Genomic DNA, 11,788 nt, shown 5'->3' on the forward strand with positions numbered 1-11,788 from the left:
GTTGTTCGTTTTAGCCGGATGAACTGGGCGATACTGAGGCAATGGGTCGGCTAGTTTCGACGACCTGTTCTGCCTCTTCGATGTCTTCGCCGGTGGGGCCATCTTCGCGAAGTTCGACGTGCTTGGCGGAACGCTCCTTCGGCAAGATGAGGTTCAGGATCATCGACGCGAACATTGCGGGGACGATGCCTGAGGTGAGCAGCAGCGCGAGGTCCTGCGGCATCTGCTGGAACACCTCCGGCGGGCTCATGGAGAAGCCGATCCCGAGTCCGAGGGAGACCGCCAGGATCAGCATGTTGCGGCGGTTCATCTCCTCAGTCGAGAGGATGCGCAGGCCGGTCGCGGCCACCATGGAGAACATCACCAGGGTCGCACCGCCGAGCACTGCGTACGGGATCGTGTTGAACGCCGCGGCGAACTTGGGGATCAGGCCCGCGACGAGAAGCATGGCACCGGCAATACCGACGACGAATCGGCTCACGACACCGGTTAGGGCAACAATGCCGGTGTTCTGGCTGAACGTGGTGTTCGGCATGGCCGAGAACATGGCGCCGAGGCTGGTGCCCACACCGTCGGCGACGATTCCGCGGCTCAGTTCTTTCGGCGTCGGAGAGCGACCGAGGCCAGTGCGAGCGACGGCCGTCAGGTCGCCGATGGACTCCACAGAGCTAGCCAGGGCCAGGGCTACGATGACCAGGACAGCACCGGTGTAGAACTCCATTCCGAATGCCAGCGGCTGGGGGACCTGGAACCAGGCAGCCTCGCGGAGCGCGTCCAAGGTGACCATTCCGGAGACGGCAGCGACGATATAACCGACGATCAGACCGATCAGGACTGCAGCCACCGACACGAAGCCCTTGGCGAAAACGGTGCAGCCAACGATGACGGCCACAACCAAGGCGGCGATCGCGTAGTGGTGCAGGGAGCCGTAGTCACCGATAGCTTCAGCGGGCGCGCCACCGGCGGAGTAGCCAATAGCGGTCGGCATCAGGCTGACGCCAATGACCAGGATGATGATGCCGCAGACCAGCGGCGGGAACAGGGGAGCGATCCACCGGAGGGAGAAGCCGAAGAGCACCTGGAAAGCACCTGCGATGACCGCGCCTCCGAAGACAGCGGCAATGCCGAATTCCTGGGCGATCAGCAGCGCGACGGCCAGGAAGGCGAAACTGGTGCCCTGCATGACGGGGAGACGGGCTCCGATCGGCAGCGGACCAAGCCCGAAGGTCTGCATCATGGTTGTGACACCGGAGATGACCATTGCCAGCTGGACCATGAGAGTCACCTCGCCGGTGGCCATACCGATGGCGGTCGCGAGGATTAGAGGAGGCGCCGCGTTTCCGACGAACATCGCTAGCAAGTGCTGCAGTGCTAGGGGAATCGCCTTCTGCGGAGGCGGCATGTCATTGAGCCCGTACGCGGATGCCGCGGTTCCTTCCATTGCGGGCGCCGCTGGTTCGGAAGGTATCTCTTCACGATCTGTCGTGCTGGACACGGGAACTCCTCGGGTAGGGGAAGAAGTGCTTTCGTTTACGGTATGGAGCGGTTGTTAAGGGCTGTTTTCCTCGCCATTGCTCTGTGAAGACGTTTCGCGGAAACTTATTTCCCCTAGGTCACAACGTTTTTGACGGCGGCGCGTGTCATCCCAGTGAAAGTGCGGCGCAGGTCATAGGGTTAGGGGGAATCAGACGGCCCCTGGTGTGCGTTGACGAACATGTATACGACAGCGGTGAAGAAGTGGAGGATTGCGTGAAGCATTACGATGCACGGCTTCGTATGCGCGAAGCCACGCAGTCCATGTATGACATCGGTGATGAAGTCGCCGAGTACATAGAGAACCTCTCGCAGGCCATTGCTGATGTGGATGTCGAACTAGTCGATGAGTGTGTGCTGGAGCTGTCCGAAGTCGTTGATGAAGCAGTCGATGATGCGATTCCGCTGATCGGTGAGCTCGGGGGACTGCGGCAGGCCTTTATCTCTGGAATCCGTGGGGGACAGCTGTCTGCGCCTTTGAAGCGCGATGCTGTGCCGGAGCCGCCGCCGATCGACGTGGCGGCGTTGTCAGTTATTCCGGCGCCGCTGACCCATCCGACGGAGGTGCCCACCGTTGTGCAGGCGCTCATCGCCCGTTCAGATGCGGTGGCGGCAAATCTGGTGGCGCTGGCGGATTGGGTGTCGACGGAGAATATTCGGGGCGTTGAGGTGCTCGGCTCAGTGAAATTGCCGTCTTTGTATTCACGGGCCGGCCGACGGGCGATGGAGGCTGCAGCCGCGTGGCGGGTTACTGTGCCAGAGACCCATCCGGCGGTCGCTCGCGCCTTGCGGGGTAGGCGGCCACCGGAGTTTCTCGGCGAGCGCGCCCGCGTGAATGCGGTGGTGTCGCGAGTCGTCTCGACCCGCAGGGGGATCTGACAGGTGACCGACCAAGCAGCGCCATTCGGCGTCTATCTGCACGTGCCGTTTTGTGCGACACGCTGCGGATACTGCGACTTCAACACGTACACCGCAGGTGAGCTGGGATCCAGCGCCTCGACCGGTTCATACCTGGATGCCATTGTTCGCGAGTTGGAGATGGGCGCCGCGAAAATGCAGGCGGAAGGAACGCTCCGCCCTGCGGAGACGGTGTTCGTCGGCGGCGGCACCCCGTCTCTGCTCGGTGCAGAAGGACTCACGACGCTCCTCGACGGGGTCCGCAATTCATTCGGCCTGACCACTGACGCAGAAGTGACGACCGAGTCCAACCCTGAGTCCACCTCGCCGGAGTTTTTCGACGGGATCCGCGAGGCTGGCTTCAATCGGGTGAGCCTGGGCATGCAGTCAGTGGCACCGCATGTCTTGAAGACTCTGGATCGGACGCACACTCCGGGACGTCCAGTGGCCGCGGCGAAGGAAGCCACGGCTGCCGGCTTTGAGCACGTGAACCTGGACTTGATTTACGGCACCCCTGGTGAATCGATGGGCGATCTGGAGGATTCTCTGGAAGCGGTCCTGTCTGCCGGTGTTGACCATGTCTCGGCGTATTCACTCATCGTCGAGGACGGCACCGCAATGGCCCGCAAGGTCCGCCGCGGTGAACTTCCCATGCCTGATGACGATGACCTGGCTGACCGTTATGAACTCATCGACTCATTCCTGCGCAGCGATGGCATGGCCTGGTACGAGGTCTCCAACTGGTCCCGACCTGGCGGCGAGTGCCTGCACAACCTCATCTACTGGCGTGACGGTGACTGGTGGGGAGCTGGCCCAGGAGCGCACTCTCACCTAGCCGGGGAGCGCTTTTATAACGTTAAGCACCCAGCCCGATTCGCCGCCACGGTCTCCGCCGGTGACTTGCCCATTGCCGGTTCAGAGACCCTCGATGACACCGACCGGCACGTGGAGCGCATCATGCTGCGACTGCGGCTCGCCGAGGGTGTTCCGGTGGAGATGTTCACCGAAGAAGAGCTAAGTAAGGCACGTCGGCAGGAGCGGGTGGGGACTGTGACCGTCGGGAGGCGAGTTCGTCTTACCGATGCTGGACGCCTCCTGGCGGACGCCATCGTGCTGGATCTGCTCGGGTAAGGGCGTAGACTCGTTGCGGAAGTTGACGGGGAGGTCCGATGTCGGGAAGCACTGAACGCAGGAGACAGGAAGTACTCCGCGCGATCGTCGCTGACTATGTGGCGTCGCAGGAGCCGGTGGGGTCGAAGGCGCTGGTCGAGCGGCATACGCTCTGCGTGTCCAGCGCGACGATCCGCAATGACATGGCCGTGCTGGAGGCCGAGGGCTACATCACGCAGCAGCACGCCTCCTCTGGGCGGATTCCGACGGAGAAGGGTTATCGACAGTTCGTCGATACTCTCGACGACGTTAAGCCGCTTTCACGCGCTGAACGTCATGCGATCTTGTCGTTCCTTGAGGGCGGAGTTGATCTTGAGGATGTATTGCGGCGCTCGGTGCAGCTGCTCAGCCAGCTCACCCGCCAGGTTGCCGTGGTGCAGTTGCCAACGCTGGAGGTCTCCCGCGTTCGGCACCTGGAGGTCGTCAAGGTCGCCGATGCGCGCCTGCTGTTGGTGCTCATCACCGACACCGGTCGTGTGGAGCAGCGCGCCGTGGAGCTGAATGCGCCACTGTCTGAGGATGGGGCCCGGGAGGTGCGCGACCTGCTCGGTCGCGCCATGGTTGGCAAAACGCTTACCGACGCCTCCGTGGCCGTCTCTGACCTTGCCGCCAATGCTCCGGCCGAGGTCCGCACAGTGGTGATCCGGTGTGCCACAGTGCTCGTTGAGACACTCATCGAGCGCCCGAGTGACCGCCTGATACTTGCTGGCGCAGCCAACCTGACCCGCTCGCCGCTGGATTCACCAGACGGACTGCCGAAGGTGCTTGACGCACTGGAAGAACAGGTCGTGGTCATCAAGCTGCTGAGCGAAGCGCGAGACTTACATCGCATCAACGTTTCCATCGGTGCCGAAAACGAAGAGGAGAACCTTCGCAGCACGTCTGTGGTCTCCACTGGGTACGGCACCGCGAGCGCAATTTTCGGCGGCATGGGTGTGGTTGGTCCCACATATATGGACTACCAGGGAACAATGGCATCGGTCGCGGCCGTTGCACGGTATGTCGGTCGGGTACTCGGCGAAGGCTGAGCACCGGTAGGGTTAACCGGCGATCAATGAACGACTACAGAGGGAAGTAACTTACCTTGGCTCGTGATTACTACGGCATCCTCAGCGTTGAGCGGGACGCCTCAGACGCAGAGATCAAGAAGGCCTACCGGAAACTGGCGCTGAAGTTCCACCCGGACCGCAATCCGGATGACGAGACTGCCGCGGCAAGTTTCCGTGACGTCTCGGACGCCTACGAGGTCCTCTCTGATCCGGAGAAGCGACGCGTCGTCGACATGGGCGGCGACCCGCTGGATTCCAGCGCAGGCGGAATGGGCGGCGGCTTCGGCGGTGGATTCGGAGGCGGCTTCAGTGGAGGCGGCCTCGGCGACATCTTCGATGCTTTCTTCGGTGGCGGCGGTGGCGGACCCCGTCAGCGCCGTTCCCGTGTCCAGCCCGGCGCCGATGCGCTGCTGGCCATGGATCTGGACCTCGAAGAGTGCTTCACCGGTGTACGTAAGAGCGTCACTGTGGACACTGCAGTCCTCTGTGAAGAATGTGAGGGCACCGGCTCGGAGTCGAAGGCTACGCCGACGACCTGCCCGGATTGCCAAGGTGCAGGTGAGGTCCAGCAGGTCCAGCGTTCGCCGCTGGGCAACGTGCTGACTTCGCGCCCGTGTGGCCGGTGCCGCGGTACCGGTGAGCTCATCGAGGATCCGTGCCATAACTGTTCCGGTGACGGCCGAGTCCGTGCCCGCCGTGACCTGACGGTCAACCTTCCCGCCGGCATCGCCGAGGGGATGCGCGTGCGCATGGCTGGTCAGGGCGAGGTTGGACCCGGTGGCGGACCGGCTGGTGACCTTTACGTGGAGGTTCACACCAACCCGCACCCGGTGTTTACCCGTGATGGCGATGACCTCCATGTGGCGGTCAAGGTCCCCATGGTCGACGCGGCTTTGGGCACTTCGGTTGACCTGGAGAACCTGGTGGGGGAGACCCTCACCATCGAGGTGGAGCCGGGCACTCAGCCGGCGGACGAGATCCGACTGCAGGGCCGCGGCATGCCGCACCTGCGCGGTCAGCGCGATGGCGACATCATCGCCCATATCGAGGTCACCGTCCCGACCAAGCTCGACGGCAAGTCCCGTGATCTGCTGGAGGGGCTCCGCGAGCACCGCAGCGATAGTGCGCACATCGATGATGGGGAGAAGGTCGGCAGCGGACGCGGGTTCTTCTCGCGTTTCCGGGCTCACCGCTAATGGGTCTTCCTGTTTTTCTGGCTGATTTCGCCGGAGCGCTTCCGGCGCCCGGCGATTCGGTCGTGGTGGACGGCCCAGAGGGCCGCCATGCAGTCGCTTCCCGACGCACCCAACCCGGCGACACCGTCTACCTCACTGATGGAGAAGACCGCCGTGTTCTTGCGACTGTCTCTGCCGTCGAGGGGAAGTCCTCGTTGGTGGCGCAGGTGCGGTCGGCGGAGCTCGTCGAGAGGCCTTTTCCTCATGTGACTGTGGTTCAGGCGCTGCCGAAATCGGAGCGCTCTGAATTGGCAGTGGACCTGGCGGTTGAGGCCGGCGCAGATGCCATTGTGCCGTGGTCAGCCAGGAACTGTATCGCGAGGTGGACCGGACCGAAGGCTGGCAAAGGCCGCGAGAAGTGGGCTGCCACCTCCCGCGAGACAGCGAAGCAGGCCCGCCGCAGTTGGATTCCTCCGGTAGCGGAGCTGCACTCCACCTCTCAGGTCGCTGACCTCATTGCATCAGCAGATGGCGCCATGGTGCTCCATGAGGCAGCAACTGACTCCTTCGAGACGGTCCTGCGCGGATTCGGGGAGCCTAAGAACCTGATCTTCATCGTTGGCCCCGAAGGGGGAGTCTCCGATGAAGAGATTGAAATCTTCACCGCGGCAGGGGCCCGACCGGTCGTCCTAGGGCCGACGGTGTTGCGGACCTCGGCGGCAGCGGCCGTGGCGCTGGGCGCCCTGGGACCGTTGACCGGCCGATGGGCATAGAATGAATAGTCAAAGTATCCGATGTGAGGAAGAGGTCCACTCCGAGTGACCGATGAACAGACCCAGGCGGTCATCGAACTGGATCAGCAGGTCGTGCACACCGTGCTCGGCCCGGCCGATCGGAACCTGAGGCTGCTGGAGAACATGCTCACGGCTGACGTCCACGTCCGTGACTCCGTGGTCACCATCGAGGGCGCACCGGCGGATGTATCGACAGCAGTGTCTGCATTCCGTGAACTGGAGTCGATGGCCCAGCGTGGTCATGAACTCTCCCGGGAGTCCGTTGCCCGTGCCGTGCAGCTGATCGGCCGGGACGCGCCAGGATCGGTCGCGGACATCTTCGCCACGGACATCATCTCTCGTCGCGGTCGGGTCATCCGCCCAAAGACGGTGGGGCAGAAGCGGTACGTCGACGCAATTGACGACAACACCATCATCTTCGGCATCGGACCAGCCGGTACCGGCAAGACGTACCTGGCGATGGCCAAGGCAGTGCAGGCGCTGCAGAAGAAGGAGATCGAACGGATCATCCTTACCCGCCCTGCGGTGGAAGCCGGCGAAAACCTCGGTTTCCTGCCGGGCACTTTGCACGACAAGATCGACCCGTATCTCCGACCATTGCATGACGCGATGCGCGAGATGATGGACCCCGAAGTTATCCCGCAGCTCATGGAAGCCGGAGTCATTGAGGTGGCTCCGCTGGCCTACATGCGTGGACGGACCCTCAACAATGCGTTCATCCTCCTGGACGAGGCTCAGAACACCACCCCGGCGCAGATGAAGATGTTCCTGACGCGCCTGGGCTTCAACGCAAAGATGGTCATCACCGGCGACGATTCGCAGGTCGACCTTCCGCGTGGACAGAAGTCCGGCCTGGATCTGGTGCGTCGGATTTTGCCAGGTATTAGGGACATCGCGTTCCCGGAGTTGGGCGCTGCAGACGTGGTGCGCAATTCATTGGTCTCCCACATCGTGGAGGCATATGACCGGTGGGACGAGGATCAGGACCGAGAGAAGGGCAAGCGATGAGCATCGAGGTATTCAACGAGGCTGGCGTCGGGGTCAATGAAGAGTCGCTGGTCGATGTCGCCCGGTACGCACTCGGCCGCATGGACGTCCACCCGGCTGCGGAGTTGTCGATCCACCTGGTCGACGAGCCGACCATCGAGGACCTGCACGTGCGCTGGCTTGATCTTCCCGGCCCGACCGATGTGATGAGTTTCCCGATGGATGAGCTCACTCCAGGCTCGGGTCGCCCGGACGCCGCACCGCAGGGCCCGTCGGTCCTCGGTGACATTGTCCTGTGCCCCGACTTTGCTCGGGCTCAGGCGGTTCGTGCTGGCCATCCGCTGTCCCATGAGATGGTCTTGTTGACCGTCCATGGTGTGCTGCATCTGCTCGGTTACGACCACATCGAGCCGGCCGACGAACGCCGGATGTTCGCCCTCCAGAACGGCCTGTTGGCTGATTGGTACGACGACATCGATGAGCGTGGCGTCGACTTCCCGGATAAGCCCATCACTCCGGGTGCCTTCCCGACGGCGGCTGACCGCGAGAAGCTCGACGAACAGATGAAGGACGGCGACGCCCCGTGATCACCTCACTGGTGTGGTTGATCATCCTCGCCGTGTCACTGCTGCTCGGTGCGGCATTGGTGAACACGACGGAGACCTCTCTCGGCGCGCTCTCCCGAGCCCGTGTGCAGGAGATGGAACGCGAAGAGCAGGCCGGTGCGAGGCTGCTGCTTAAAATCTTCGACAACCGCGCCAGGTACATCAACTCGTTGATCTTGCTGCGCACGGTGATGGAGATTTCAGCGACCGTCACCGTGGTTGCGATTTTCACGCAGACCCTTGACACTGAGGGCGCTGCATTCGCTGCGACCATCATCTTGATGTCGCTGGTGTCCTATTTGGTGCTGGGTGTGTTCTCCCGGACTATCGGACGCCGTGATCCCTACAAGGTCGGCATTGCCACTGCCGGTGGGGTTGTCGCCGTGTCATTCCTGTTGCGTCCAGTGGAGAAACTCCTCATTGGACTCGGCAATCTGATCACCCCAGGCGGTGGTTACCGCGAGGGACCATTCTCCACTGAAGTGGAGCTCCGTGAACTTGTGGACATGGCGCAGGAGCGCGGCATCGTGCAGGCGGAGGAACAGCGGATGATCAAGTCCGTTATTGACCTTGCCTCCACCACGGCCCGTTCGGTGATGGTCCCGCGTCCGGACATCGTCTGGATTGAAGAAGACAAAACCATCGAACACGCCATCATCCTTTGTGAGCGCTCAGGGCACTCGCGTATCCCGGTGATCGGTGAAGACGCCGATGACGTGGTGGGCGTGGTCTATCTGAAGGACCTGGTCCCGCGCTCCCTGTCGGCGAACGCACCGCTGTCGAAGCACATGCGGACCCCGCTGTTCATCCCCGATTCCAAGCCGTTGGATGAGCTGCTGAACGAGATGCAGCGGACCCGCGTTCATATCGCGGTGCTTATCGACGAGTACGGCGGCGTCGCCGGACTGATCTCCATCGAGGACATTCTGGAAGAGATCGTCGGCGAAATCGCTGACGAATATGACCAGGACGAAATCTCCCCGGTAGAGGGGCTTGGAGAAGGTGTGTTCCGGGTCGTCGGGAAGCTCAGTCTTGACGACCTGATGCAGTTGTACGAGGAAGAGACCGGCGAGGAGCTGCGTTTCGACGATGACGTCCTCGAAGAGGTCGACACCGTCCGCGGACTGCTGGCATATGGACTTGGTCGGGTACCGTTGCCTGGTTCGGAGGTCGAGATCTCCGGCCTGACGTTCACGGCTGAAGGCGGCGAAGACCGCCGTGGCCGGGTACGGGTGGACACCGTCATCATCAGCCCCGGCGAACATGACGATTCGACGACAATTGACGATGACAGAGAGGAACGGCGATGACCGATCAGAACAAGGGCGATGGCCCGGAGATCTTCGAGATCCCCGGCAACGCCACCCCCACAAGCCAGTTTGACCACCTCCTGGCCGGGGCAGATGCCTTCGCCGCGCCAGAGGGACACCGGTCGGGATTCGTGTCCGTGGTCGGCAGACCCAACACGGGAAAGTCGACGCTGACCAACGCTCTGGTCGGCGAGAAGATCGCGATCACCGCTGATCAGCCCGAGACCACCCGCCACGTCGTCAACGGAGTGGTGCACCGCGAGGACGCTCAGGTGATCGTCGTGGACACCCCGGGTCTGCACAAGCCCCGCAAGCTCATCGGTGAGCGACTCAACGACATGGTGCAGGAGGCGTACACCGACGTCGACCTCATCGCCCTGGCGATTCCGGCCGACGAAAAGATCGGACCGGGCGATCGCTGGATCCTGGAGCAGGTACGTACTCAGGCACCGAAGACCCGCCTGATGGGCATCGTCACCAAGACGGACAAGGTCAGCCGTGACCAGGTCGCCGGACAGCTCATGGCGCTGCATGACCTTCTCGGACCCGAGGCTGAACTGGTGCCGGTCTCTGCGAAATCTGCGGAGAATATCGACACGCTGATCGACGTGATCGTCGGGCAGCTTCCGGAAGGCCCCAAGTACTACCCGGCCGGCCACATCACCGACGATGACCAGAACACCCGGATGGCCGAACTCATCCGTGAGGCCGCACTTGGTGGCCTTCGCGATGAGCTGCCGCACTCGGTGGCTGTACAGATCGACGAGGTGCTGCCGAACGAGGACCGGGACGATGTCCTGGATATCCACGCGGTCATCTACGTTGAGCGGCCGAGCCAGAAGACGATCCTGATGGGCCGCGACGGACGCCGGATGCGGACCACTGTTCAGAAGGCACGTAAGGAACTGATCGATCTGCTCGGGCAGAACGTCTACCTGGATCTTCGGATCAAGGTCCTCAAGGATTGGCAGTCTGACCCCAAGTCGCTCGGACGCCTCGGCTTCTAGTTAAGATCATCCTGAAAATTAGTGGGTTGACAAAAGGACGGTCATGACAGAGCAGCAGAACAACGACATCGGCCCAGAGAACTGGAACCAGCAGCAGTACGGCTACTACCAACAGCAGTCCTACCCGCAGCCGGGTTTCCAGCAGCAGGCACCTGCAAATGACGCTGGGTTCTTCTCTGCGCTGTTCGACTTTTCCTTCCGGAAGTACGCCACTCCTTCCATCGTCAAGATGGTGTACATCCTCGTCAGCGTTCTGCTGGGCCTGGGTGCGCTTGGCTGGATCCTGGTTCTCATCATGGGCATGGTCGACGCAATGCAGTGGGGCAGTGGCGGCGAAGCCGTTCTCTTCCTCCTCGGAATTCCCGTGGTCTTGCTCGTTGTGCTGCTGCAGCTGGCGCTTTTCCGCGTTCTGCTGGAGGCCGGCCTCGCGTTGGTTCGTGCTGCCCAGTCGCTGAAGGCGCTGGAGAACCGCTAGTAGATGGCCGAAAGCTGGCGGGACCGTGCCCTGGTCGTGCGCAGGCATGACCTGGGGGAGGCGGACAGGATAATCGTCCTGTTCACCAGGGAGCATGGTCTAGTCAGGGCTGTCGCTAAGGGGGTGCGACGGGCCAAGTCTCGGTTTGGCTCGCGTTTGAGCCCGTTCGTCGACGTCGACGTGCAGATACACCCGGGGCGTAACCTTCACGCCGTCACTGGAGCGGACACGATCCACACATGGGCTTCTGCGCTGGTCGGTGACTATTCCCGCTACACCTGCGCGTGCGGCATCCTCGAGACCGCCGAACGCTTGGCCGGTGAGGAACCGCAGCCAGAGCTGTGGGACCTGACCGTGGAATCACTTGGTCGGGTCAGCACTGAGGATCCAGAGTTGGCCCTGATCTCAATGATGCTGCGTGGGCTCGACCTTGCAGGATGGGCGCCGAGTCTTTTCGACTGCGCTCAGTGCGGCAAACCCGGCCCGCACCGTGCTTTCCATCCGGCCGCAGGTGGCGCCGTGTGCGTCGAATGTCGTCCGCCTGGTGCCGCAACGCCTCCAACGGAGGTTCTCCAACTGATGTGGTGGCTCCTGCATGGGAGGTGGGATTTGGTGGACAGGGGACGTCGGGAAGCAGATTTTGGTCCTCAACTTTCCCGAGCCCGCGCATTGACCACGGTGTATCTGCAGTGGCACATCGGCCGGAAGATCTCTGCTTTGGAGTATCTGGACCCGCGGTGGGGGCGGTCCGGCATGATGGGGGAGTGACTGACTCCATTTTCAATC

General features: G+C 62.4%; 12 protein-coding genes. 11 read left to right on the forward strand and 1 reads right to left on the reverse strand.

Translation table 11 applies throughout. The annotated features are described in order from the left end of the window. Positions 1–10: 10 nt before the first annotated feature. A complete protein-coding gene (locus YWU_RS14290; RefSeq protein ID WP_084141443.1) occupies positions 11–1,495 on the reverse strand; it encodes a uracil-xanthine permease family protein in 1,485 nt (494 codons plus the stop codon). A 254-nt stretch (positions 1,496–1,749) separates the two neighbouring features. On the opposite strand from YWU_RS14290, the gene YWU_RS0100585 reads away from it, so the two are divergent. The 11 genes from YWU_RS0100585 to recO are packed head-to-tail and all read left to right on the forward strand — an operon-like array spanning position 1,750 to position 11,770. Next, entirely contained in the window at positions 1,750–2,412 is a 663-nt protein-coding gene (locus tag YWU_RS0100585; RefSeq protein ID WP_027018945.1) for a hypothetical protein, read from the forward strand. Positions 2,413–2,415: 3 nt separating this feature from the next. Beyond that, positions 2,416–3,561, forward strand: coding sequence for a radical SAM family heme chaperone HemW (hemW, locus tag YWU_RS0100590; protein WP_027018946.1), 1,146 nt, complete (start codon positions 2,416–2,418; stop codon positions 3,559–3,561). A gap of 38 nt (positions 3,562–3,599) precedes the next feature. Further along, a complete protein-coding gene (hrcA, locus tag YWU_RS0100595; protein WP_027018947.1) occupies positions 3,600–4,628 on the forward strand; it encodes a heat-inducible transcriptional repressor HrcA in 1,029 nt (342 codons plus the stop codon). A gap of 56 nt (positions 4,629–4,684) precedes the next feature. Further along, on the forward strand, positions 4,685–5,845 hold the full coding sequence (gene dnaJ / locus YWU_RS0100600; protein WP_027018948.1) for a molecular chaperone DnaJ: 1,161 nt from the start codon (positions 4,685–4,687) through the stop codon (positions 5,843–5,845). Then, positions 5,845–6,597, forward strand: coding sequence for a 16S rRNA (uracil(1498)-N(3))-methyltransferase (locus YWU_RS0100605; RefSeq protein WP_027018949.1), 753 nt, complete (start codon positions 5,845–5,847; stop codon positions 6,595–6,597). The genes dnaJ and YWU_RS0100605 overlap by 1 nt, the downstream gene beginning before the upstream one ends. A gap of 45 nt (positions 6,598–6,642) precedes the next feature. Then, positions 6,643–7,626 carry a PhoH family protein gene (locus YWU_RS0100610; RefSeq protein ID WP_027018950.1) on the forward strand — a complete coding sequence of 328 codons (984 nt, stop codon included), beginning with the start codon at positions 6,643–6,645 and terminating at the stop codon, positions 7,624–7,626. Further along, positions 7,623–8,192: an rRNA maturation RNase YbeY gene (gene ybeY, locus YWU_RS0100615; protein ID WP_027018951.1), complete on the forward strand. Its 570-nt coding sequence runs from the start codon at positions 7,623–7,625 to the stop codon at positions 8,190–8,192. Before YWU_RS0100610 ends, ybeY begins: the two co-directional genes overlap by 4 nt. Next, positions 8,189–9,520, forward strand: coding sequence for a hemolysin family protein (locus YWU_RS0100620; RefSeq protein ID WP_027018952.1), 1,332 nt, complete (start codon positions 8,189–8,191; stop codon positions 9,518–9,520). The genes ybeY and YWU_RS0100620 overlap by 4 nt, the downstream gene beginning before the upstream one ends. After that, positions 9,517–10,527: a GTPase Era gene (gene era / locus YWU_RS0100625; protein WP_084141446.1), complete on the forward strand. Its 1,011-nt coding sequence runs from the start codon at positions 9,517–9,519 to the stop codon at positions 10,525–10,527. The genes YWU_RS0100620 and era overlap by 4 nt, the downstream gene beginning before the upstream one ends. Positions 10,528–10,570: 43 nt before the next feature. After that, entirely contained in the window at positions 10,571–11,002 is a 432-nt protein-coding gene (locus YWU_RS14295; RefSeq protein ID WP_051259841.1) for a DUF4282 domain-containing protein, read from the forward strand. Positions 11,003–11,005: 3 nt separating this feature from the next. Then, positions 11,006–11,770: a DNA repair protein RecO gene (recO, locus tag YWU_RS14300; RefSeq protein ID WP_034646522.1), complete on the forward strand. Its 765-nt coding sequence runs from the start codon at positions 11,006–11,008 to the stop codon at positions 11,768–11,770. Positions 11,771–11,788: the final 18 nt, after the last annotated feature.

The sequence above is a fragment of the Corynebacterium sputi DSM 45148 genome (assembly GCF_000427865.1).
Lineage (GTDB): Bacteria > Actinomycetota > Actinomycetes > Mycobacteriales > Mycobacteriaceae > Corynebacterium > Corynebacterium sputi.

Coding starts and splice junctions, on each gene's coding strand:
- recO (WP_034646522.1), top strand. CDS start 11,006: ATGGCCGAAAGCTGGCGGGACCGTGCCCTGGTCGTGCGCAGGCATGAC.
- YWU_RS0100605 (WP_027018949.1), top strand. CDS start 5,845: ATGGGTCTTCCTGTTTTTCTGGCTGATTTCGCCGGAGCGCTTCCGGCG.
- era (WP_084141446.1), top strand. CDS start 9,517: ATGACCGATCAGAACAAGGGCGATGGCCCGGAGATCTTCGAGATCCCC.
- hrcA (WP_027018947.1), top strand. CDS start 3,600: ATGTCGGGAAGCACTGAACGCAGGAGACAGGAAGTACTCCGCGCGATC.
- YWU_RS14295 (WP_051259841.1), top strand. CDS start 10,571: ATGACAGAGCAGCAGAACAACGACATCGGCCCAGAGAACTGGAACCAG.
- ybeY (WP_027018951.1), top strand. CDS start 7,623: ATGAGCATCGAGGTATTCAACGAGGCTGGCGTCGGGGTCAATGAAGAG.